Raw genomic sequence first — 21,740 nt, 5'->3', positions numbered from 1 at the left:
ACCTGCGGATGGCGAGCCTACGGTTCTAACCCCTTACCCCCATATTCCGCAGCACAAAGCAAGCGCCGCCGGCGCGGCGGATGCGGTTACAGAGATCGTCCGCTTCGGGCCGAGTATCAGCACCGATCCGCACTTGATAGAATGGTCGCGTGCCGCGGTTGCGCATGACGGAAGAGAGAATGCTCGGGTCCCGATCGCCGATGATCGAACCAAGCCCTTTGATCGCGCGGGCATACATTGCCAGCGCCTTGTCGCGATCAAAGCCGGCGGCGAGCTGCACGCCCCAGAGCTTCGCGGCCGCGAGCTGCACATGATGCTCGAGCTGAGTGACGAATGGATTGGGCGCGCGTTTCAACAGCGCCATCAACTCACGGCACGACGTCATGGGGCTGCTCGGCGGCATCTTGGCGCCCTTGCCCGCCGCGGCCCATTCGTCCACCGTCGACCCCGTAATCGCCACAACATAGTTGCGGGTTTGCTCCGGCATGGGGCCTTGCCCCGCAAGCCATTCCTGCACCCGGCGCGGACCGGCATTGTAGGCGGCTGCAGCCAGTCCGAGATTACCGAATTGATTGCGCAGCTCTGCCAAGAATTCCGCGGATTTCGGCAACGCCTGCACCGGATCGAAGGGATCGAGCAGCCGCCGCTCGCTGGCCGTACCCGGCATGAACTGGGCGATGCCTTGCGCGCGCTGGCCATTGCGCGTCACAGGGCCGACCGCGTCCGACTGAAAACGGCTCTCCTGCCAAATCACGCGGGCGAAAAATTCGAGCGGCAGGTCGTTGGCGCGAGCCGCCGATTCCACCATCAGGCAGATCGCTTCCCGGGTACTGCTGTCGGCCTCGCCGGACTTCGGCGGCTGCTTAGGAATGGCCAATTCCTCGACGCTCGGCGTTGCGATGCCGGTCTTGGCCGGCGTGTCGTCCGCCGATGCGGTGTTGGTCAGCGCCAAGAGCGCGATCACGGCAAGGGAGAAGACGGCACGCATGCCGACAGAAGCCCGCAGACGCATGCTTGTTCCCTCGGGACGCTCGACAGAAGGACGCACCGGTCCGTCTTTTGAAAAAAGATCGTGGCAATTCGTCGCGAACGCAAGCCGCGACGCCGCCCTCCAAGCTCTTGTGAAGGCTCGGGAGAAATGCCCCGCAGCCGTGTTGATCCGCCTCAAGCAGATCATCGCGCCCGTGACATTGCCTTATCCCGCGGTCTGAAAGCGCGATGCGGAATCTTACGCCTAAGCCGCTTTCTCGCCGTTGACGTTGAGGCGACGATACGCTCGATTGTGAGGCACTTTCTCCAGCCTCGCAGCGATGGCATGCAACGATTCGTCTCTTCGCGCCCAAAGACCCTGTCGCTCCCTGACAAACTGATCCTCGCTTGCGCGGTTCTGATCGCCGTCGCTGTGACGTCATTTGCGACCCCGGCGCTGGCGCAGGCGACATGGCGGATGGTGACGGAATATCCCCAAAACAACATTTCGGGCACCGGGCTGGCAACCTTCGCGCGGCTTGTCTCGGCGCGCACCGGCGGTGCCCTCAGCGTAACCATCGCTTTCGATAACGAGGCCAGGATCACTTCGGGCGACATGCCGCGCGCCGCCAAGGAAGGACTGATCAGCGGCGGCGACGCCTTTGCCGGCGCGCTCACGCGTCTCGATGCAGTGTTCGGCCTGCCGACTCTGCCCTTCGTGGTGCAATCGGCCGACGTTGCCCGCACCGTCAACAGGCGGGCGCGGCCGCTTTACGAACAGGCGCTGCGGACGCAGGGCCTGAAACTGCTCTATCTCACGATCTGGCCGGCGACCGGCCTGTGGTCGGAGCAGCCGCTGCTCGTCCATGACGACTTGGCTCACCTCAAGCTGCGTACCTACGACGACAGCTCGACAGCTGTGATGCGCGCGGCCGGCGCAAGCGCTGAATTCCTCCCCTTGAACGAGGCGATCGCGGGATTGAAGGAGCACCGGCTCAATGCCTTCCTCACCTCCGGCGACGGCGGCGCCGGACGCAAGCTCTGGGACTATCTGCCGCATTTTACCGCGATCAATTATGCCATGCCGGTCTCGCTTGCCTTCGTGCGGACAGCGGATTTTGAGGCGCTCCCGGATACGCTCAAGGGCGAGGTGGAGGCAGCCGCCGCCGAGACCGAGCAGAGCCAGTTCGACCTGCTCGTGAACAGAAGCAGCGAAAACTATGCGCGGATGCGGGCCAACGGCGTCAGCGTCGCAGAGCCGGCACCCGCGGCCCTCATTGCCACGCTGCGGCAGGCCGCGACGGCCCCGATCGCCGCCTGGAAGGCGCGGAATTCGAGTGTTGCGGTCGAGATCGTGGAATGGGCAACGAAGCAATAAGGTTGCGCGCATAGCTGATGGAACCCTGCCCCGCCTGCTCGGTTGGCCCTATTCCGGCTAGTTTGCCGGGCAGTCAAGCAAGGTTCGATTCTTTAGGATGTCTCCTACAGTTGTTGAGTACGCCGATGGCCTGCCCTTGCCGCAGCGCTATTGGGCGATCGTAACGATTGCGTTTGGTATCGTGATGGCGGTGGTCGACGGCGCAATCGCCAATGTCGCCCTGCCGACCATCGCAAGTGACCTCAATGCCTCGCCGGCGTTCTCGATCTGGATCGTCAATGGCTACCAGCTCGCGGTGACCATCTCGCTGCTTCCGCTGGCCTCGCTCGGCGAGATCATCGGCTATCGGCGTGTCTATATCGCCGGGCTGGTGCTGTTTACGCTCGCATCGCTGTTTTGCGCGCTCGCGCATACTCTGCTGCTGCTTACGGTTGCGCGCATCGTACAGGGATTTGGCGCGGCCGGCATCCTTAGCGTCAACTCCGCTTTGGTGCGTTACACCTATCCGCACGACCAGCTTGGCCGCGGCATCGGCATCAATGCCATGGTGGTTGCGACCTCCGCCGCGGTCGGCCCGACCATCGCCGCCGGCATTCTGGCCGTGGCAAGCTGGCCCTACCTGTTTGCCGTGAACGTGCCGATCGGCCTCATCACGCTAGCGCTCGCCTGGCGCTCTCTGCCGTATGCAAGGCCCGCCGAACACGCCTTCGACTGGCAGAGCGCCGGCCTCAGCGCCATCACCTTCGGAGTCGGGATCGCCGCCATCGACAGCGTCGGTCATGGCGAGCCCCTCGCTACCGTCCTGCTGCAATTCGCGATCGCGGCCGCCGCCGCCGCCGCGCTGATCTACCGCGAAACGCACATGGAAACCCCGCCGCTGTTGCCGATCGACCTGTTGCGGATTCCGATCTTTGCACTGTCGATCGCAACCTCAATCGCCTCGTTCTGCGGTCAGATGCTGGCGTTTGTCGCGTTGCCCTTCTATCTGCAGAGCCGTTTCGGTTACACGGCCGTTCGCATGGGTCTATTGATCACGCCCTGGCCGATCGCGGTCGCCTTCGCCGCTCCGCTCGCGGGCCGGCTGGTCGAGCGGTTTCCGGCCGGTCTTTTGGGCGGCATCGGGCTGCTTATCTTTGCGCTGGGGCTGGCGACGCTCGCGCTGTTACCGGCGCATCCGACGCCCTCGGACGTGATCTGGCGCATGGCGCTGGCCGGCTTCGGTTTCGGCCTGTTCCAGACACCCAACAATCGCACCATGATCGCGGCCGCACCGCGTGAGCGCTCCGGCGGCGCCAGCGGCATGCTGGGCACCGCGCGGCTGCTTGGACAAACCACGGGGGCCGCCCTGGTTGCGCTGTTCCTCGCACGCTATCCGGCCGAGGGGACGCAGCTCTCGCTGCTCGCCGGCGTCGGCTTTGCCTTGGTCGGCGCCATGCTGAGCATGCTCAGGCTCTCGCCCGCCGGCGCCCGCGGCGTCGAGGAGGTGCGTGTGCGTGACGGTCAACGCCTGAAGGGCGAGTGAGCGCGGCAGGGCGCTCCGCCCAACGCCCACAATCGACAAGCCCGCAATCAAGCCGCGACAAGCAAAAGGCCGGCTTTTTCAGCCGGCCTTTTCGATCGATCAATCGAAGCACGCGTCAGACTTTGACCAGCGGCCCCTTCGAGGTCGGCCCCTTGGCGCCGCCGCCCGGGCCACCCGATTTCGGCTTACGCTTGCGCGCGCCAGGCAGCTTCTCCGGTTTCGGCGTGACCGGACCTTCGACGAACTCGAAGCCGATCTTGTCCGTCCCCGTTGCCTCATCCTTGACCAGCACGACCCGAACATGGCCGCCGCCCTTGAGCTTGCCGAACAGCACCTCGTCCGCGAGCGGCTTCTTGATGTGCTCCTGGATGACGCGCGCCATCGGACGCGCGCCCATCTGCTGGTCGTAGCCATGCTCGATCAGCCAGGCCTTGGCGGGCTCGGACAGCTCGATGGTGACATCGCGGTCGGCGAGTTGCGCTTCGAGCTGCAGCACGAACTTTTCGACCACCATGCCGATCACGTCGACATTGAGATGCGCGAACGAGATGATGGCATCGAGGCGGTTGCGGAATTCCGGCGCAAACTGCCGGTTGATGGCCTCGTGGTCGTCGCCTTCGCGCTTGCTGCGGGTGAAGCCAAAAGCCTGCTTGGCGAGATCGGCAGCGCCCGCATTCGTCGTCATGATCAGGATCACGTTGCGGAAATTGACCTGCTTGCCGTTGTGGTCGGTGAGCCGGCCGTGATCCATGATCTGCAGCAGCACGTTGTAGAGATCCGGATGCGCCTTCTCGATTTCGTCCAGCAGCACCACGCAATGCGGATGCTGATCGACGCCGTCGGTCAAGAGACCGCCCTGGTCGAAGCCGACATAGCCCGGAGGCGCGCCGATCAGGCGCGACACCGTGTGCCGCTCCATGTATTCGGACATATCGAAGCGCAACAGCTCCACGCCCAGCGTCGCCGCGAGCTGTTTTGCGACCTCGGTCTTGCCGACGCCGGTGGGACCGGAGAACAGATAGCAGCCGATCGGCTTTTCCGGTTCGCGCAGGCCCGCACGTGCGAGCTTGATCGAAGCGGAAAGCGACTCGATCGCTTTGTCCTGACCGAAAACCACGCGCTTCAAGGTCGTTTCGAGATGCTTCAGCACCTCGGCATCGTCCTTCGAGACGCTCTTGGGCGGAATCCGCGCCATCGTGGCGATCGTGGTTTCGATCTCCTTGATGCCAATGGTCTTCTTGCGCTTGTTCTCGGCGACCAGCATCTGCGCCGCTCCCGACTCGTCGATCACGTCGATCGCCTTGTCCGGCAGCTTGCGGTCATGGATATAGCGCGAGGACAGCTGCACCGCAGCCTCGATCGCCTCATTGGTGTATTTCAGCCGGTGATAGTCCTCGAAATAGGGCTTCAGCCCCTTCAGGATCGCGATCGCGTCTTCCACCGACGGCTCGTTGATGTCGATCTTCTGGAAGCGCCGCACCAGCGCGCGGTCCTTCTCAAAGTGTTGGCGATATTCCTTGTAGGTCGTCGAGCCCATGCAGCGGATCGTGCCCGAAGCCAGGGCCGGCTTCAGCAAATTGGACGCATCCATGGCGCCGCCGGAGGTGGCGCCGGCACCGATCACGGTATGAATCTCGTCGATGAACAGGATCGCGTTGGGATGCGCCTCCAGTTCCTTCAGCACCTGCTTCAAGCGCTCCTCGAAGTCACCGCGATAACGTGTGCCCGCAAGCAGCGTGCCCATGTCCAGCGAGAACACGGTGGCGGCTGCCAGCACTTCCGGTACCTCGCTGTCGACGATGCGCTTGGCGAGACCTTCGGCGATCGCGGTCTTGCCGACGCCGGCCTCGCCGACGAACAGCGGATTGTTCTTCTGGCGCCGGCACAACACCTGGATCGCGCGGTTGATCTCGGAGTTCCGTCCGATCACCGGGTCGATCTTGCCGTCGCGCGCCTTCTTGTTGAGGTTGACGCAATACGTCTCGAGCGCTTCGCCCTTTTTCTTGGAGTCCTCGTTGCCCTTGGTCTCCGTCTCCTCGTCAACGCCGCGCACGGGCCGCGCCTCGGAAACACCGGGCCGCTTGGCGATGCCGTGGCTGATGTAGTTGACGGCGTCGTAGCGCGTCATGTCCTGCTCCTGCAGGAAATACGCAGCATGGCTTTCGCGCTCGGCGAAGATCGCGATCAGGACATTCGCGCCGGTCACCTCTTCGCGACCGGACGACTGGACATGAATCACCGCGCGCTGAATCACGCGCTGGAAACCGGCGGTCGGCTTGGCGTCATCGGCGCCGTCGGTAACCAGATTTTCGAATTCGGTTTCGAGATAGTTGACCAAGCTCGTGCGCAGCTTGTCGAGATCGACACTGCAGGCACGCATCACGGCCGCCGCATCGGAGTCGTCGATCAGCGACAGCAGAAGATGCTCGAGCGTCGCGTATTGGTGATGTCGCTCATTGGCAATCGCCAGCGCACGATGCAGGGATTGCTCAAGGCTCTGGGAAAAAGTCGGCATTCGCGCTCCTGTGGCCCCCTGCCATCATGATCGCCGTCGCCCGTCGAGGCAACAACAACCTTGCTCACCATATAGTTATACAAGTTCGCGGCAAAAGACCGGTTCCGCGAGTTAAGCGTCGCAACAGCGGCATCCGTCCACGGTATTTCTCGATGCAAGACCCGTTCCGCTTTGGACCGAACGGGCGCGCCGTTATTTTTTTTCCATTACGCACTGCAGGGGATGCTGGTGCTTGCGCGCGAAATCCATCACCTGCGTCACCTTGGTCTCGGCGATCTCGTAGGTGAAGATGCCGCACTCCCCAATCCCGTGATGGTGGACGTGCAGCATGATCTTGGTCGCGGCTTCCGGGTCCTTATTGAAAAATTTTTCCAGCACGTGAACGACGAACTCCATCGGCGTGTAGTCGTCGTTGAGGATCAGGACGCGGTAGAGATTAGGCCGCTTTGTCTTCGGCTTGACCTTGGTGATGACGGAGGTGGAAGGACCGCCTGCGCCCCCGGTACGGTTCTCGTCGTTGCTCATTCGAACGGCAAAGACGGCGGAGGCGGGCCGAACAGATGGATCAGAGCTCAAAGTTAGTTGCGACATGGCACAAGCGTTCAAAAGGTCCCCACGGAAGCCGAATAGCGATCGTGTGACGCTGCCGAAGCTACCTCGGTCTCCAGACAAGCTTTCCAGATCGCCGCTCCCGTTCGGTCCGGCCCCCAGGGCGGATCGATCGATGGAATATGGGTCAGTCGGCGCCTCATCGCAAGCGCGGGGTCCTTGGACCCGCATACGGCGAGGTCGATTCCCGACCAGACGATCAACATCGTAGGTTAATCAATCCTGCGCCGATTTACAAAACCAATTCCATTCGGCTTTGCGATTCCGCAAGAGCTGTCCGCTTTCTGACAAGTTTCAGCGGCGGCGGAACAGGCGAGTCCCTGACCTTGCTTCGCCCAAACAAGCCCTTGCTTGGCCCAAACAAAAAGCCCGGCCGACGCGACCGGGCTTTCGGCGATGATGGCGTCGGCGTGGCGGCTTTACTGAGCCGGCGTTGGCGCAAACTTCGCGGCCAGCGTTTCCACCGGCTTGAACACCTGCTTGGCGAGATCGCCGTAGAGGCCCGCGATCTTCTGCGACTCCGCGACAAAGGTTTCATACGCCGTCTTGACGTATTCGGTCTCCGCCTCGAGCACCTTGTCGAGCGATTTCACGCTGGAGAGTTTTTCCACAAACGACTTGGTGTCCTCATACGATTTCTTGGTGTAGTCGCCGTACGCGGTCGCGATCGCGCTGAGCCCGTTCTGCACATTTGTGGCGGAAGCCACGAATGTTTCGAACTGCTCCTTGCCGTAATTCTGGAAGTCCTCAACCTTGAACATTACGAATTCCTTTTCCCAGACTGCTTGAATAGCCGGGAGGTCCCGGCTCCCTGACGCGATCGTTACATACTGCATTGCACAATAAACGTCAAGAATCTTGTGCGCTGCACAATAAGCCAAAATTCCCGGCGAATACCGGGGTTCAGAGCAAGGGTTCCTTAAGGCTTTGGCAACCCTCGCCGCCTACCCTGATTCCTGGACCTGTTCACCCTTCCGCAGGCAGTAAAAGGCTGTTTGTGAGCAGTGCCTCAGCTAGAAAAGCGGCCTGAACTTCGACTCCGCAAGGCAAGCCAATGGCCTGGATCGACGTTCGCGCAGGGAATGATCAGCGGGGACTGGGCACAATTTTGCCTCACGAGCCGGTGATCAAGTCAGAAACTGGGACGGGGATTCATGCTTCGCAAAAACCTGGCTTCCTCGCGCTTGGTGCGAGTTAGCATTTTCGGGCTCGTCACGCTGACGGCCGGCGCGATGGTCACGACCGACAGCGCTCAGGCGCGTCGCTATCACCGCTCTCACCACCACGCCGCCCGCTCTCATCATCAGGACTCGGACGACGATTACAGCCCGAAATTTTCGTCGATCATCGTCGACGGCAACTCCGGCGCCGTGCTTACGGCCAATAGCCCCGATGGGCTTCGTCACCCAGCCTCGTTGACCAAGATGATGACGCTCTATCTGCTGTTTGAGCGTCTCGATGCTGGCAAGATCAAGCTCGACACCGAAATGCCGGTATCGGAACACGCCTCCGAGCAGGATCCGACCAAGCTTGGACTGCGTCCTGGCCAAACCATCAAGGTGGAGGACGCCATCAAGGGGCTGATCACTCGCTCCGCCAACGACGCCGCCGTCGTGATCGCCGAAGCACTGGGCGGCAGCGAAGATAACTTCGCCAGAATGATGACGCGCAAAGCGCGCGAACTCGGCATGAGCCGCACCGTCTATCGCAACGCATCCGGCCTTCCGAACGACGAGCAGGTGACGACGGCACGCGACCAATCGATCCTCGGACGCGCCTTGCAAGACCGCTTCCCGCGCTACTACCGCTATTTCTCGACGACGGCCTTCACCTTCCACGGCCAGACGATCCGCGGCCACAATCACCTGCTCGGCAGCGTGGAAGGCGTCGACGGCATCAAGACCGGCTATACCCGCGCCTCCGGCTTCAACCTGGTCACCTCGATGCATCGGGGCAACCGTTTCCTGATCGGTGTGGTGATGGGCGGACGCAGTGGCGGTTCGCGTGACGCTATCATGCGCAGCCTGTTGGCCGAAAACCTCGAGAAGGCTTCCACCGTCCGTACCGCTGCCGCGATCACCGAGCACAACGTCGCGGACAACACGGCTGACGCCGATGATGACGCGCCCGATGCCCGCTCAAAGGGCATGCAGGCCGCCGTCGCGGAACCTGCGGCGGCAGCGCAGGCCCCTGCGCCGACTCCCCGCATGTCCCTCCTGGCCCAAGCGACCGCAGCGGTGCCACCCGCGCAGCCGAAAGATCCCGCTCCGCTCACCAACGGCGTGATCCAGAGCCAGCCGGTGGCAGTCATTCCAGGCTCGTCGGAGCCCATGAAGCCGGTCCGGGTGAAGACCGTGCAGGTGAAAGCTGGACCGTTGAAGCTCGCTTCCGCAGCCTCGTCGCAGCCGGCACCGCCCGTGACCAGCGCCCTCCCGCCGACGCGACCTGACGTCGCCGAAACCTCCAATGCCCTCGTTGCCAGGGCCGAGACCGGTCGCGGCGAACCGCCAAAAGCCGATACCGCCAAGCCCGAAACAGCGAGAACTGATCTGCCGCCGCAACCGCCGGGCTTTGGTACCGGCAACGGCATTCTTGGTGTCCTCCCCGCCTCGAGCGTGCCCTCCTCTTCGCCGCCGCAGGCGATGGCCTATGCCGCCTCATCGCAGCCCGCACCGCAGAGCGCCGTCAGCAAGTCCGCGGCCGTCCATACCGGCTGGATCGTCCAGGTCGGCGCGCTGGAGAGTGAAAGCGAGGCACAGCAACGCATCGAGGCCGCGCGCAGCCAGGCCCGCGGCCTGCTCGCCAAGGCGGACCCCTTCACCGAGCCCGTGATCGCCAAAGGCGAGCGTAAGCTCTACCGCGCCCGTTTCGCAGGCCTTGACCGCGATCAGGCGGAAGCGGTGTGCCGGACGCTAAAGCGTTCCGAAATATCCTGCATCACCGTGAAGAACTAATCATCAAATCCGCGAGAACGAAGACAAGAGCCCGCGCCGCAAAAGCGCGGGCTTTTTTGCGTCTGTGCGATAGCGTGTCCGGCGGAAGTCCGGTCCCGAACCTCCTCGCGGCGACCGTCTCGCTTGGAGCAGATGTGTCGGAACAGAAAGCCCGGGTCACGGTTCTGGCAGAACCGCGGCTTCTGCCGAGCTGCAGTGCCGCAAAGCTGCAAACGTCTCGTCAAGAATTTGCGGTTAGAACTTTTTGGAACAAATGATCGACCACGCCGCGCAACGGCGGGCGACCTCGGCGTCACTCAGAGGCGGCCAGCGGCTTTCGGTTGTAGCGTTTGTTGGCGTTGCCGGAGTCAGCCGTGATGCGTGCGAAGCAGAGTATCCTTGGCCTCGTTTACACGGGCGGCGAGATACGTCGACCCCCCTTGGTCGGGATGCAGTTTCTTCATGAGCGTACGGTGGGCTTTGGCGATTTCGTCGCGCCCCGCGCCCGGCTGCAGGCCAAGGATCTGGTAGGCCTCCTCTTCCGTCATTTTGCTGCTCGTCGTCGCGCGGCGCTGCCCCCCTGCCGCATTTCGCTGCGCGTCCTCACGCCAAGCGGGAAACCGGCGGTCCAGATAGCTTTCAAGTAAGGCCACGCTTTCCGCGTCAAAGGCCGTGATCATCGCCGTCAACTGCGGCAGGTCGAACTCATCCAGTTGGCGCCCTGCATGGGGGCCGGCAACAATTCGGCCTTTCAGCTCGCCGCTGTCGTGGTCCAGAGTCATTTCCAGAAAATGCGAGCGGACCTGCGAGCGCTGTCCTGCGGAGCGCTGGCCGCCGCCAAACAAGCCGCCGATGTTGCCGAACCCCGACGATCCGAACGGCGACCAGCCCAACAAGCCCGCGCCAAACACGCCGATCGGAATGGCGACCGCAAGCTCGCCGCGCAAACCGGCGAAGGCGGCGACCGCCAACGCCACCACGCCACCGGCGATCTTGAGCGCGCGCGCGAGTACGGCCGGGTTTGCGGCCCGGAACATCTGCAGCAGCAAGTAAAGCGTGAGGACGGCAACGGCGCCCGCGATCAGGGTCGGCATGGCTCCAATATAATGAAATCAGCCGCAAAAAGCAGGGATCACTTGATCTGGCCGAGCAGCTTGGCCGCGCCGCTCTCGCGGGCCGAGAGCCGCCTTAAGGCTTCGCGCCCTCCGGCGGCATAGGCCGCCGCGGCGCGCAAAAGTTCGCGCAACTGGGCCCCGGCGCCCGGATCGAACCGGCACCACGCCCCGCCGCTCAAGCGTGCGATTTCGCGAAATGCCTGCTCGGCCGTGGGATCATGTCCCTCCTGGAACATGAACACCGGCACTTTGAGCATGCCGAGTTCGCCCGCCTTGGCGCAGAGATCGTCGACGCTCTCTTCCATGGCATCGCCGACGAACGCCACTGCGCGCACGCCGGACGCCGCCGCCTCACGCCTCGCTTCGGCCAGCACCTTGCCGATCTGGGTGTTGCCGCCGCGACAATCGATCTTGGCCATCAATCTTGCGAGTTCGGAGCTGTCGGAAATCCATCGCGAGGCACGGCATTCATTGAACCCGCGGTAATAGACGAGACGAATATCGAGACTGCCGAGCGAGGCCGCTTCGCGAAACATATCTGCCTGGAGCGCGCAGGCCATGTCCCAGGTCGGCTGGCGGCTCATGGTGGCATCGAGCGCGAACACCAACCGCCCTCTCGCGCCTGCATGCGGCGACATCGTCCGCGCCTTGGCGACGAAGGCCGCGATGTCCTCCGAGCTCGATGTTTTGGCTTGAGGCACGGAGCCCGAGTGCTCGGCCTGTCGGGCCTCGTCTGGCAATTCATTTCTGGTCGGCTCGCGTGACACGACCAAGGCCCTCGCAGTTGGTGGCGAGCCTAATCTGGGCCGGCTTGTCGGGATGTGCCAGTGCTTTCGGTCGCAGCCGAAGGGCGGTTGGATAACTAGTGCGTCAGCGGCTTTACCTTCTCAGGTTCCTTCCCGACCGGCACGTAAGGCGCCACCGGACCAGGCTCCGCCAAGACCTTCGGCGTGCTGACTTCAACCGGCGTGCTGTCGGAAGTATCACTATCGGCCAGGAATTTATCCAGCATGCTCTGGATCGAGGCCTTGGCCGTCTCGGAGCCGGTATCGCGCATGTCGTTATGCTGGAATTCGGTCTTTACGACCGTAATACCTTCCTTCTCGCAAATGTCTTCGGTCGGGACCACGCCAGGATCGGCCTTGAACTGCGGATCGTGCGAGCGGAACGAAAGGATCTTGAACTTGCCCGAGGTGACGAAGGGCACGCGCAGATTATCGAGCGTCACGACCTTCTTGACCTCTTCTGGATACTGCTTGGCGAAATACATGGTGATATCGCCGCCCATGGAATGTCCAACGACGGTCAGGTGATCGTAATCCGCATTAGGTTGAACGTTCTTCATTTCCTCGACGGCGAACCTGATATTGGCAACGCCGCGCTGGATCTGCTTCAGACGTCCGACATAGAGCTCACCAACCTTGGTCACCATCGGCGGGTCGGTCGGCAGGTCGTGCTGGATACTGACGACGATATAACCGCGCGCGGCGAACACGTTCGCCAGGAACGAGTACTCGGTGTTCTTGACGGTGTTGCCGTGATTGAGGATCGCAACCGGCAGCTTGATCATGCCGGCATTCGCCTGCATCTCCTTGTCGCGGCGAACGGCGATATCAACCGGCACAGGGCGGTTGTCCCGCGCCGGATCGTAAAAGGTCAGAGACTCGTGCTTGATCGCCCATTTGCTCGCCGTGATATAGCCAACGACGAAAACGGCGCCGACACACAAAAGAACGGTAATTCCACGCTTCATTCTTGACCTCGGAGATCGGCTTGATCGCCCAATTCGAGTGCGGAAAGTCGCTCTATTCACTAGTATATGTAACGACTGCGTGACAGGAAGACCAAATGTTGTGAATTTGCCGCCTTATCGTTGTGCGCCGCACCTAGATATTGCACGGCGATAACGAGGAACTGCCGGCCTCACTAAACTTCGACGCTTTGCGCCAAGCTCCGGTTCAAATGCACAAAAGCCCGCGCGAGCGGGCTTTGCATTGCGCGGGATCAATCTAGGTAGGGAGATACCGTAAAGCGCTAAGCGAGAATGTCGTGCAGCTCGAGCGGCTTATCGACCTGGGCGAACCACTCCGCCCGATTTGCGGCGCGGCGCCGGCCGCGTTCATCCAGTGGTAATTTGAGCTGGCGCAACAGGCTCGTAACCTCTTCGCGGGCGGTAACATGGCCAAGGCTTGGCCGCGTGCCAAGCGTCGCCTCGTCGATGTCATCGAGCGCGGTCAGGCCGCGCGGAAAGAACTCGCGATAGACCACGCGCTCGGCAAGACCATCGATGGCGCGGAAGCCGAGTTGCAATGACAGTTCCTTCAGCCCGTCGGCGACGAGTTGCTTGTTACGCGAGCCCAGCATCGACAGGCGATTGCGGACCACGATCCAGTCGGTGGTGGCGCCGTCGAGCTGGCGGCGCTTGCGCCGGGTATCCCGGACCATCTCCGCATAATGGCTGATGCCGGTCACCGCATAGGTCGCGGGGTCGACGGTTCCGAGCACGTCGAAATCGAGAAAGCTGTCGTTGATCGGGGTGACCAAGGTGTCGGCCATGGAGTGCGCAAGCCGCATCAGGTAGCTGTCGGTGCCCGGCGTGTCGATGACGATGAAATCGAAGGTCCGCTCGACCGCGCTCACTGCCTCGGCAAACTGCTGGAACTCCGAGTTCTCGTTCTCGGCGATCTGCATGGTCTCGCCGAGCTTGATGCAACTATGGACCGGCAGTTCGAGACTGAGGCCGGTGCGCCGCGCCCAGGCGCTGCGGTTGTTGATGTAATGCGTAAAACTCTGCTGGCGGGAGTCGAGATCGATGGTGGCGACGCGCTGGCCTGCTTTCAGAAGAGCAACGGCAATGTGCAACGCCGCGGTGGATTTGCCCGACCCACCTTTCTCGTTGCCCATCACGACCACATGGGCGGCGCCCGATCGCCCCTGGCCAGCCTGCACCAGCATGTTTCAATCCCCGTGACATCTTTGAGTTGCGCGCGCCTGTGGTCAAGTGAAATGCACGCAGGCAGCATTAAATCGCACGTCGTGTCACTTATTGATGACTCGCCCGTCCGCGTTGCATCTTCTGCGGCCGAGCCCACAAATTTTGTACGAGTGATGTACGCGTTCAACACAAGGACGGAAGCGGACGCGCGTGGGTGCGCCAACCGCGCTGTTGCCAAAGTCGAATTCTCTGTTGTTAATGCGCGCGCCCTTACGCCAGCCTGGCGATATTGCGGTCCCGCCATCAAACCAGTCGAGCCCCGATGTCACGAAGTCCCATGATCGTCCGCACGGTCCCCACCTTGCGGCGCGCCGTCGACAGTCTCCGCACCCGCAGAGCCACCGTCGCGCTGGTGCCAACGATGGGTGCGCTCCATGACGGCCATGTATCGCTGGTCCGCCTCGCGAAGCGGCGCGCGGACAGAGTGGTCGTCTCGATCTTCGTGAACCCCACCCAGTTCGCACCGACGGAGGATTTCGGCTCTTATCCCCGAACCTGGAAGGCGGATATCGCCAAGCTGGCGGCCGAGAAAGTCGATCTCGTCTGGCACCCCGACGTCAAAGCCATGTATCCGGACGGCTTCTCGACCCGCATCCTGCCGGAAGGACCCGCGACAGTCGGCTTGGAGGATCGTTTCCGTCCGCATTTCTTTGGCGGGGTCGCAACCGTTGTCGCAAAGCTGTTCGCGCAGGTCCGGCCGGACGTCGCCATTTTCGGCGAAAAGGATTTCCAGCAGCTACGGGTGGTGACGCGGATGGCGACCGATCTCGACCTTGGCGTCAAGGTGATCGGTTCAAAAACCGTCCGCGAGCGCGATGGGCTCGCGATGTCGTCCCGCAACGTCTATTTGTCGCCAGAGGAGCGGCAGATTGCGCCCGAGCTTTACCGCGCCATGAAGGAAAGTGCCGGGCTCTTGCGCAGCGGCACCGAAATCGAGGCGGCGATGGCCGCTGGCACCGAAATCATCAAGCGAGCGGGCTTTAAGCTGGACTATTTCGAACTCCGGCATGCGGAGACACTGGCGCCGGTCAGCTCGCGCGACGAAAAACCGATGCGCATCCTGGTCGCCGCCAAGCTCGGAACCACCCGCCTGATCGATAACATGGGAGTCTAGCTAAAGCAGCCCAAGCTCGCGCAGTTCACGCCGCATCGGTTCGGGCATCTCGGCGAGGGCGGAGGCCGATGTCTTCGTGAGATCCGGCGGCACGGCATCTTCCTTGAGATAGCGCCAGCCCTGGAAGGGACGCATCGGGCGCGGCGACACCGCGATCACCTTGGGCTGCATCACCAGACGACAACGGCCGATGCCGTCGCGGTCACGGAACGGCTCGATCGCAACAATCTTCTCGCGCGCCGCGATCTCACCGCGGATCACCCAATAAAGCGAGCCGCCATTCAGGATCTCGTCGATCCGCTTCGGCGTCATCCGGGTCACGTGGACGTGCCGCTGCGGTAGCCCCTTCTTCTTGGCCACCTTCATTCGCTCGGCGACCCATCCTTTCAGCTCTTTGACGGAATCGCAGCCAACGGCGAGCTTGATCAGATGCAACGGCATGGTTGTTCGAAACTAACGACCGGCGGAGGCGCAATCAATCGTTCGATGGCGCGGGCTGAGAAGGTGTCGGGGAAAGCAGGGTTGGCCCTACCCCGGGCGCTGGCGTTGGCGATGGTGTCGTGTGTGCCGGTTTTGGTGTCGTCTTCTTGGCCGCGGCCACGGCCGGACTGGGGCGTGGGGCCGGCGCTGCCGCAGTCCCTGGCGGCGAAGATGAACGCGCTCCTGCCGGCCCCGCTGTACCGGTGCCCGGCTCCGGCGCCATGATGCTCACAGGAGGCGTAGAGGCTGCCGACGGAAACTCGGCATTGGTCGGCTTACCCGTCGGCGCCGAGGGCGGGAACGCCGCAAGTGCTCCCATGCCCGGAGCCATGGCGGGCGATCCGGTGGCAGCCGTGGTCTGCGGCGCATTCCACGCCGCGGCATAGCGATTGACGAGCGCTTCATAGAGATGCTCGTCCATATTGGTGATGATCTGGTGATTATCCGTCAGCGAGCGGAACACGCTGCATTCGGTCGGCGAGCAGTGCTCCCGCGCCTGCAGAACCTGCGCCACCAGACCGTAGCGGTCATGCTCAATCGAACGGCGCACCGCCTGCATGTCCGGGGTCATGGTTTTCGCCGCCGTCGCGGCATCGCCCAGTGCGGTCAGGCGCGAAATCTGGGAGGCGATATAGCTCACCGCGGCAGCAGTGGATTCGGCCGACGCGAACACCGCCTTCTCGCAGGCTGCCAGCACGACATCGCCGGCAAGGTCATCGAGGCAGGCCAGAGACGGCAATACGGCGCCGGTGATTGGAGCCACGGACCGCGCCTCGGTTGCAGCGCTACGACCAGACGGCGTGCCGTACCCGCGAATCGTGGACGCCACCGCGATCCCGACCGCCAACAGCGTAATGACCGTGAGCGCGCCGGTGGCGACCGATTTCTCGGCACGCACAAGCGTGATCACGACGAGAACCCCGAAAAAGCCCGCCGCAGCCAGCGTCAGCCACATCGGAAAGGCCGACGAGCGCCAGAAATCGTCCAGCGATGTAGCCCATGACCAATTCATGCGCGAAGAATCCCTGAGCCAGCCCGAGAAGCATTCTCAGCCAAGGTGAATGCCTCTTCAAGGCATGCGTAGTGCAGAATGACCGCGAGGCCCCTTTTGCTCGGCGCAGACGCAGGTTCCGCCTTGGTCCTGCCGGATACGGCAGTTGCTTCCAAGCGAATCGGACGGCATCGCCGCAAACTGTGTGCGGGCGGTTGAACACACTTGGAGACGGCGCGCCAGGGGGCCCAAGCGCGCAGGCCTCAAAGGGAAACACTCTGGTCGTGTGTTTAGCTGTTCGGTTACGAGAGGGCGAGCTGGCTTTCCTTCGCGACCCGTTCGAAAGCTTCCGTGGCGCTCTTGATCCGGTACTGGCAGTCATCACCTTCGGTCGGGAGCTGACGGATGACCTCATAGGTGCCGCGCGCGGCCGGACGCGAGATATTGCTTGCAGTGAAGTACACGGTCGATCCAACGGGGAATTTGTGTTTCAACGCCCTCTCCATCACACAACAGTACCGGTCCGCGCCCACGGTCCCGCTGCAGCGGCCGGTTGGATTCAGCGCCGGTTGTATAGCACGCGCCCATGCGGATTGGCCAGCTTCATGGCGGCATGGCAAACCCACAAATTCCGCAAGCTTTTCAGAGTGATAAAAGGTTAACCGGGATGGCTCACGGCCGCCCGCGACAGTCGCCCTACGCCCCTGCCCCGGCGCGCCCTTTACGCATTGTGCGGCAGCTTCCCATCGGGGCTCGCGCGGTCCACGGCGACCGGCAATTGGTGCGCCAGCACCTCCGAGACCTGATCGATCGGTATGTTGTACTTGGCAGCGATCTGCCGGACGGTGTCGTTGCCAAGCACCTGCCTGATTTGGTCGGCGGTTATCGGCAGGTTCTGGCCGGTGCCGATCCAGGACTTGACCTGCTCGCCGAAGCCAGCCTGCTGGAGCTTGGCGACGATCGCATTGAGCCCACCCTGGCCGCCCGAACCGAAGACTTCGCTCATCACCACCGGCAGCACCGCAGCGCCAAGCTGACCGAGCGCACTCTTAAACGCCGGCGAATTTTCTAGTGAATCGAAGATACCCATGGTCGTTCCCTCTGTTTGCGGGCTGCAGAACAGTTCCGATTGAGGCGCGGCGGCACCTGCCCGTCAAGCCGCGGACGTCGTCACATTGTCGTTGCGACGGTCTGGAGCGTTCCCTCTCATCGGTCATGATCTACACGTTCTCGAACTTTTCGATGACAAGCGTTTCCGCGAGCGCCGCCTCGGTCCATTCCCGAAAGGCGGGCAGCGCCATCATCGTTTGCATATAGGCCTTCGCCTCCGCCCCCACCTCGATCGCATAGGTGCGGAACCGATGCACGACCGGCGCGTACATCGCATCCGCGCCGCTGAAGGCACCGAACAGGAACGGCCCGCGACTGCCGAAGCGCCGGCGGCACTCGCTCCAGATCTCCTCAATGCGCGCGATATTGGCCAGGGCATCCGACGACAGCGCGACGGCGCCGACCGGCCGGTGCAGGTTCATGCCGCATTCGTTCCGCAGTGGCATGAAGCCTGAGTGCATCTCGGCGGAGATCGAGCGCGCATGCGCCCGCATGGCGCGGTCCTCGGGCCACAGCTTTTTCTCCGGGAAGCGCTCGGCCAGATATTCGATGATGGAGAGCGAATCCCACACGGTGATGTCGCCATCGACCAGCGACGGTACCTTGCCCGAACGCGAATAGCTCAAGATGCGCTGCTTGTCGGCCGGGTTGTCGGTGTAGAGCGGTATGAAGACCTCCTCGAAGGCGATATCGCTGGCGCGCATTGCGAGCCATGGCCGCATCGACCATGAGGAATAGTTCTTGTTGCCGATCACGAGCGTCAGTGTCATCCCGCACGAATCCTTTTTTGGCGTATGGTCGCGCCTATTGGGCGGCGCTGACGCGCTTTACCATTTTAGCGCGGGGGCTGCATCATGGCTTCATATTCGTACACGGCCGACATCCTGACCGTAGGCTTTTTCATCTTCGAGTGGTTGGCTTACGCCATCACGCTCGAGCATACGGCCTACGGCCGCGACAGCCTTTCGGCGCGCATGAATGTGTATCGCGAAATCTGGGTGCGCCGGCTGCTGGACCGCGAGGCCCGCATGGTCGACATGCAGATCATGGCGTCGCTGCAGAACGGCACCGCGTTTTTTGCCTCCACCAGCCTGTTTGCCATCGGTGGCGCGCTGGCGCTGCTTCGCGCCGGCGCTGACGCGGCGATCGTGCTCGGCAAACTGCCGGTCGACTTGAGCCCCTCGGCGCATCTGTGGGAGGTCAAATGCGTCGGCCTGGTGCTGATCTGCGTCTATGCCTTCTTCAAATTCGCCTGGGCGTATCGGCTATTCAACTATGTCGCAATCCTGTTCGGCGCGATGCCGCCGGCCACCAAGCGGGACACGGCGGAGGCTGAGGCCCATGTGATCCGCACCACCCGTCTGTTCGAGGCAGCCGGGCGGCATTTCAACCGCGGGCAGCGCGCATTCTTCTTCGCACTCGGCTATCTCGGCTGGTTCATCAGCCCTTACGTCCTGTTCGTGACCACCGCAGCTGTCGTGATCGTGACCTGGCGGCGCCAGTTCGCCTCCAACGCCTGGCGTGCGATGGAAAGCTAAAGCATGATCGCTTTGGCCTGACGCGCACACCCATCTCGGACCGTCATCCTGACGTGCTCGCAACGCGAGCCTCGAAGGATGAACGGCCCCGCTGCGAGAGCCGGGCCGTCGCGCTTTGAGGCCTCGCTGCGGCGCCTCAGGGTGACGGTGATAGTTCGGTCCGCTTGGGGCCAAGAGGGCCAGCTCTAGACGAAATCCTGCGGAGTGAAGGAGAGATCGAGCACCTTCCACTCGCCGTAGCGATCCGGCGGCAGCATGTCGTAGGGTTGGCAGGCCAGCAGCGCCCGGACCGCGCTCTGCTTCAGATCCACGCCTTTCAGCGAGGCGGTGCCTTCGATCAGGATGGGCTCGGCCGCAAGCCGCGCCTGCGGCGTCATCATGACGCGCAGCTTCACCATGACATGATCCGATCGCGCCACCGACACCGGCAGCTTCGAGCAGCTCTTCAGGTGCTGTCGGAATGCGGCCACCACGCTCGCGGACACGTTCGCGGCAGAAGATGCGTTCGCGTCGATGCCATCGCCCGACCTGTCCGGCGTGGAGGTTGGAGGCGGCGGGGCGTCCGGCAGCCCGAGCATGACGTGATATTTGACGGTCAGATCGGGCTCGGGCGGCGTATAGGTGGGTGACGCGGAAGTTGCCGAGACTGCGGCGGTCGGCTGCTGCGGTGCGGCTTGCAGCTGAGCCGCGGTTTCATGGCTTTCCGGAGCCGCTTGGCTCTGCGGCGGCTGGGCCGCTTCCGTTGGCGGCGGGGACGCGGCCGGCTGCGTCATTGCGGCCGCATCAAGCTGCGGAAATTGCAGCTCCGGCTTCTGCTCAGGTTCCGGCGGCTTCGGAGCCTCCTCCGGCGTAACCAGATCGACCGCGATCGGCTCGGCCGTGACCGTGCCGAACGGATGCACCTCGCTGAACAGCAGGATCAGCGCGAGCCCTGCGAGATGCACTACTGCCGACGCTGCAATGCCCGGCCGTGTGAGCTGCCGAACGTCCATCCTGTCCGACCGAATTGATCGCCGTCCCTCGTCTCAGCATAGCCGCCGGCACGGCGGCCTCAATCCCATTTCGGCGCGAATCCAAAATCGGTCAGCCGGCCCTTTGGACTGGCAAGCTCAAAAATCTGCTCCATTTCCTCGTCGGAGAGCGCGAAATCGAAAATGTCGATGTTCTCGGACAGGCGCTCGATGCGGGAGGTGCGCGGGATGGCCGACACATTCTGCTGCACCAACCAGCGCAGGCAGACCTGGGCCGGCGTCTTGCGGTGTGTGCGCCCTATCCGCAGCAAGGTCCCGTCGTTCTTGATCTTGCCCTTGGCGACCGGACTATAAGCAACCACCGCCATGCCCGCCTGCGCGCATGCCGCCTTGACCTTGGCCTGGTCGAGATAAGGGTGGTACTCAACCTGGTCGCACACGAGCGGTTCAGGACAAGCCTTCACCGCCTCCTCGATCAAGGCCACGGTGAAATTGGAGACGCCGATGTGCCGGGTCAGCCCAAGCCGCTTGGCATGCGCCAGCGCGCCCAGCGTCTCGGCCAGTGGCACGTGCGGATTGGGCCAGTGCAGCAGCAACAGGTCGACATGGGGCTGGCGCAGCCTGACCAGGCTTTCCTTGGCCGAACGCTCGAGATCATTCGGCGCGAAATGATTGGTCCAGACCTTGGTGGTGAGGAAGACCTCGTCGCGCTTTACGCCCGCGGCGCGCAGTCCATCGCCGACCTCGCGTTCGTTCTCGTAGACCTGGGCGGTGTCGATGTGGCGATAGCCGAGCTTGAGCGCCTGCTCGACGATGCGCGCACAGGTACGCCCACGCAGCTCCCACGTGCCAAGCCCGATGGCCGGGATCCTGGCGCCATTGGCTTCAATGAATTGCATGACGGAACTCTGACCAGTCGTGCCGTCATTATGTCCCGCAGGCACTGCCGTGCCAACCGGCGGCGCCGGGCCCTCCTCTTTGGATCCGGCCTTTGCCCAATCAACTTTTCGCCAGGGCCGCAAACACGGTATCGGGCGCGTGGGCAATGACGGCGAGCAGCGCCCGCGCGGGCCCCCGTGGCATGCGCTTGCCCTGCTCCCAATTCCGGATGGTTTCGACGGGCACCCCGACCTTCGCGGCAAATTCCTGCTGGGTCAGCCGTGCGCGGCGGCGCAGGTCGCGCACTTCAATCGTCCCGGTTTCGGCGCGTCCGCTTGGTGCATCCGGCGCCAGTGGAAACTCCTGCCCATCGCGCAATTCGACGATGCGTCCATCCGCTTTCAGCCGAAACCGCTGCATGCTCAAACCTCGCGCATGGCCTGCCAAGCGCGCCACGGAACAAGAGCTGGGGTGGATTTGCCGTGCGCGCTCGATGGGACCATGATGGGACAAGCGCGTTAAGGTCGGATTAACGATAACCACCGTTTGACACAACAAAGCACGTGATCTTGGGCTGTACTCTCATGCGTTCCCCCATCGGCCAACCAAGCGAATTGCCGG

General features: G+C 62.9%; 21 protein-coding genes. 5 read left to right on the top strand and 16 right to left on the bottom strand.

The annotated features are described in order from the left end of the window. Positions 1-25: 25 nt before the first annotated feature. The gene (locus tag F758_RS0115335) at positions 26-1,012 is read right to left on the bottom strand and encodes a lytic transglycosylase domain-containing protein (RefSeq protein WP_157450027.1); all 987 of its coding nucleotides are present in this window, start codon (positions 1,010-1,012) and stop codon (positions 26-28) included. Between the two features lie 303 nt (positions 1,013-1,315). Between F758_RS0115335 and F758_RS0115325 the strand changes: the two genes are divergently transcribed. Both F758_RS0115325 and F758_RS0115320 read left to right on the top strand, forming a co-directional pair. Continuing rightward, the gene (locus F758_RS0115325) at positions 1,316-2,347 is read left to right on the top strand and encodes a TRAP transporter substrate-binding protein (protein WP_024508674.1); all 1,032 of its coding nucleotides are present in this window, start codon (positions 1,316-1,318) and stop codon (positions 2,345-2,347) included. Positions 2,348-2,444: 97 nt separating this feature from the next. After that, positions 2,445-3,869 carry an MFS transporter gene (locus F758_RS0115320; RefSeq protein WP_024508673.1) on the top strand — a complete coding sequence of 475 codons (1,425 nt, stop codon included), beginning with the start codon at positions 2,445-2,447 and terminating at the stop codon, positions 3,867-3,869. Positions 3,870-3,984: 115 nt separating this feature from the next. Here the strand turns inward: F758_RS0115320 and clpA are convergent, their stop codons facing one another. The 3 genes from clpA to F758_RS0115305 form a co-directional block, all read right to left on the bottom strand. Further along, the gene (gene clpA / locus F758_RS0115315) at positions 3,985-6,384 is read right to left on the bottom strand and encodes an ATP-dependent Clp protease ATP-binding subunit ClpA (RefSeq protein WP_024508672.1); all 2,400 of its coding nucleotides are present in this window, start codon (positions 6,382-6,384) and stop codon (positions 3,985-3,987) included. Between the two features lie 192 nt (positions 6,385-6,576). Next, positions 6,577-6,909: an ATP-dependent Clp protease adapter ClpS gene (clpS, locus tag F758_RS0115310; RefSeq protein WP_024508671.1), complete on the bottom strand. Its 333-nt coding sequence runs from the start codon at positions 6,907-6,909 to the stop codon at positions 6,577-6,579. 503 nt (positions 6,910-7,412) lie between these two features. Beyond that, complete coding sequence (locus F758_RS0115305) at positions 7,413-7,754, bottom strand: phasin family protein (protein WP_024508670.1); 342 nt, start codon at positions 7,752-7,754, stop codon at positions 7,413-7,415. A 393-nt stretch (positions 7,755-8,147) separates the two neighbouring features. On the opposite strand from F758_RS0115305, the gene F758_RS0115300 reads away from it, so the two are divergent. Then, positions 8,148-9,947, top strand: coding sequence for a D-alanyl-D-alanine carboxypeptidase (locus tag F758_RS0115300; RefSeq protein ID WP_024508669.1), 1,800 nt, complete (start codon positions 8,148-8,150; stop codon positions 9,945-9,947). 347 nt (positions 9,948-10,294) lie between these two features. Here the strand turns inward: F758_RS0115300 and F758_RS0115295 are convergent, their stop codons facing one another. From F758_RS0115295 to F758_RS0115280, 4 genes are all read right to left on the bottom strand, one after another. Beyond that, positions 10,295-11,020: a DnaJ domain-containing protein gene (locus F758_RS0115295; protein WP_024508668.1), complete on the bottom strand. Its 726-nt coding sequence runs from the start codon at positions 11,018-11,020 to the stop codon at positions 10,295-10,297. Between the two features lie 38 nt (positions 11,021-11,058). Beyond that, positions 11,059-11,742, bottom strand: a complete 684-nt coding sequence (locus F758_RS0115290) for a VWA domain-containing protein (protein WP_245286505.1) — start codon at positions 11,740-11,742, stop codon at positions 11,059-11,061. A 161-nt stretch (positions 11,743-11,903) separates the two neighbouring features. Beyond that, complete coding sequence (locus F758_RS0115285; protein ID WP_024508666.1) at positions 11,904-12,794, bottom strand: alpha/beta fold hydrolase; 891 nt, start codon at positions 12,792-12,794, stop codon at positions 11,904-11,906. Positions 12,795-13,075: 281 nt separating this feature from the next. Further along, positions 13,076-13,996, bottom strand: a complete 921-nt coding sequence (locus F758_RS0115280) for a division plane positioning ATPase MipZ (protein ID WP_024508665.1) — start codon at positions 13,994-13,996, stop codon at positions 13,076-13,078. Between the two features lie 302 nt (positions 13,997-14,298). Between F758_RS0115280 and panC the strand changes: the two genes are divergently transcribed. Next, complete coding sequence (gene panC, locus F758_RS0115275) at positions 14,299-15,150, top strand: pantoate--beta-alanine ligase (protein WP_024508664.1); 852 nt, start codon at positions 14,299-14,301, stop codon at positions 15,148-15,150. Here panC and F758_RS0115270 read toward each other — a convergent pair whose 3' ends face one another. The 5 genes from F758_RS0115270 to F758_RS0115250 all read right to left on the bottom strand — a co-directional run bounded on the left by F758_RS0115270 (position 15,151) and on the right by F758_RS0115250 (position 18,501). Next, positions 15,151-15,591, bottom strand: coding sequence for a DUF1489 family protein (locus F758_RS0115270; RefSeq protein WP_024508663.1), 441 nt, complete (start codon positions 15,589-15,591; stop codon positions 15,151-15,153). It abuts the gene before it with no gap. 34 nt (positions 15,592-15,625) lie between these two features. Beyond that, complete coding sequence (locus F758_RS0115265; protein ID WP_024508662.1) at positions 15,626-16,642, bottom strand: hypothetical protein; 1,017 nt, start codon at positions 16,640-16,642, stop codon at positions 15,626-15,628. Between the two features lie 281 nt (positions 16,643-16,923). Further along, the gene (locus tag F758_RS0115260) at positions 16,924-17,127 is read right to left on the bottom strand and encodes a hypothetical protein (protein WP_157450028.1); all 204 of its coding nucleotides are present in this window, start codon (positions 17,125-17,127) and stop codon (positions 16,924-16,926) included. Between the two features lie 215 nt (positions 17,128-17,342). Then, positions 17,343-17,744: a YidB family protein gene (locus tag F758_RS0115255; protein ID WP_502689155.1), complete on the bottom strand. Its 402-nt coding sequence runs from the start codon at positions 17,742-17,744 to the stop codon at positions 17,343-17,345. A 97-nt stretch (positions 17,745-17,841) separates the two neighbouring features. Next, on the bottom strand, positions 17,842-18,501 hold the full coding sequence (locus F758_RS0115250; protein WP_024508659.1) for a glutathione S-transferase family protein: 660 nt from the start codon (positions 18,499-18,501) through the stop codon (positions 17,842-17,844). Positions 18,502-18,585: 84 nt separating this feature from the next. On the opposite strand from F758_RS0115250, the gene F758_RS0115245 reads away from it, so the two are divergent. Next, entirely contained in the window at positions 18,586-19,269 is a 684-nt protein-coding gene (locus F758_RS0115245) for a DUF599 domain-containing protein (protein ID WP_024508658.1), read from the top strand. A gap of 185 nt (positions 19,270-19,454) precedes the next feature. Here the strand turns inward: F758_RS0115245 and tolA are convergent, their stop codons facing one another. The 3 genes from tolA to F758_RS0115230 form a co-directional block, all read right to left on the bottom strand. Then, a complete protein-coding gene (gene tolA, locus F758_RS0115240) occupies positions 19,455-20,261 on the bottom strand; it encodes a cell envelope integrity protein TolA (RefSeq protein WP_024508657.1) in 807 nt (268 codons plus the stop codon). A 59-nt stretch (positions 20,262-20,320) separates the two neighbouring features. Next, a complete protein-coding gene (locus F758_RS0115235) occupies positions 20,321-21,139 on the bottom strand; it encodes an aldo/keto reductase (protein ID WP_024508656.1) in 819 nt (272 codons plus the stop codon). Positions 21,140-21,239: 100 nt separating this feature from the next. Continuing rightward, positions 21,240-21,539 (bottom strand): helix-turn-helix domain-containing protein, encoded by a 300-nt coding sequence (locus F758_RS0115230; protein WP_024508655.1) that lies wholly within the window; start codon positions 21,537-21,539, stop codon positions 21,240-21,242. Between the last annotated feature and the right edge of the window lie 201 nt (positions 21,540-21,740).

Origin of the sequence: Bradyrhizobium sp. ARR65, assembly GCF_000472385.1 — a bacterium.
Taxonomy (GTDB): domain Bacteria; phylum Pseudomonadota; class Alphaproteobacteria; order Rhizobiales; family Xanthobacteraceae; genus Bradyrhizobium.
This window is presented reverse-complemented; position numbering and strand designations above follow the sequence as displayed.

What these genes read in the sequence shown, in the direction of transcription:
- F758_RS0115335 (WP_157450027.1), bottom strand. Translation starts at nt 1,012, where the DNA reads ATGCGTCTGCGGGCTTCTGTCGGCATGCGTGCCGTCTTCTCCCTTGCC.
- F758_RS0115325 (WP_024508674.1), top strand. Translation starts at nt 1,316, where the DNA reads ATGCAACGATTCGTCTCTTCGCGCCCAAAGACCCTGTCGCTCCCTGAC.
- F758_RS0115320 (WP_024508673.1), top strand. Translation starts at nt 2,445, where the DNA reads ATGTCTCCTACAGTTGTTGAGTACGCCGATGGCCTGCCCTTGCCGCAG.
- clpA (WP_024508672.1), bottom strand. Translation starts at nt 6,384, where the DNA reads ATGCCGACTTTTTCCCAGAGCCTTGAGCAATCCCTGCATCGTGCGCTG.
- clpS (WP_024508671.1), bottom strand. Translation starts at nt 6,909, where the DNA reads ATGAGCAACGACGAGAACCGTACCGGGGGCGCAGGCGGTCCTTCCACC.
- F758_RS0115305 (WP_024508670.1), bottom strand. Translation starts at nt 7,754, where the DNA reads ATGTTCAAGGTTGAGGACTTCCAGAATTACGGCAAGGAGCAGTTCGAA.
- F758_RS0115300 (WP_024508669.1), top strand. Translation starts at nt 8,148, where the DNA reads ATGCTTCGCAAAAACCTGGCTTCCTCGCGCTTGGTGCGAGTTAGCATT.
- F758_RS0115295 (WP_024508668.1), bottom strand. Translation starts at nt 11,020, where the DNA reads ATGCCGACCCTGATCGCGGGCGCCGTTGCCGTCCTCACGCTTTACTTG.
- F758_RS0115285 (WP_024508666.1), bottom strand. Translation starts at nt 12,794, where the DNA reads ATGAAGCGTGGAATTACCGTTCTTTTGTGTGTCGGCGCCGTTTTCGTC.
- F758_RS0115280 (WP_024508665.1), bottom strand. Translation starts at nt 13,996, where the DNA reads ATGCTGGTGCAGGCTGGCCAGGGGCGATCGGGCGCCGCCCATGTGGTC.
- panC (WP_024508664.1), top strand. Translation starts at nt 14,299, where the DNA reads ATGTCACGAAGTCCCATGATCGTCCGCACGGTCCCCACCTTGCGGCGC.
- F758_RS0115270 (WP_024508663.1), bottom strand. Translation starts at nt 15,591, where the DNA reads ATGCCGTTGCATCTGATCAAGCTCGCCGTTGGCTGCGATTCCGTCAAA.
- F758_RS0115265 (WP_024508662.1), bottom strand. Translation starts at nt 16,642, where the DNA reads ATGAATTGGTCATGGGCTACATCGCTGGACGATTTCTGGCGCTCGTCG.
- F758_RS0115260 (WP_157450028.1), bottom strand. Translation starts at nt 17,127, where the DNA reads ATGGAGAGGGCGTTGAAACACAAATTCCCCGTTGGATCGACCGTGTAC.
- F758_RS0115250 (WP_024508659.1), bottom strand. Translation starts at nt 18,501, where the DNA reads ATGACACTGACGCTCGTGATCGGCAACAAGAACTATTCCTCATGGTCG.
- F758_RS0115245 (WP_024508658.1), top strand. Translation starts at nt 18,586, where the DNA reads ATGGCTTCATATTCGTACACGGCCGACATCCTGACCGTAGGCTTTTTC.
- tolA (WP_024508657.1), bottom strand. Translation starts at nt 20,261, where the DNA reads ATGGACGTTCGGCAGCTCACACGGCCGGGCATTGCAGCGTCGGCAGTA.
- F758_RS0115235 (WP_024508656.1), bottom strand. Translation starts at nt 21,139, where the DNA reads ATGCAATTCATTGAAGCCAATGGCGCCAGGATCCCGGCCATCGGGCTT.
- F758_RS0115230 (WP_024508655.1), bottom strand. Translation starts at nt 21,539, where the DNA reads ATGCAGCGGTTTCGGCTGAAAGCGGATGGACGCATCGTCGAATTGCGC.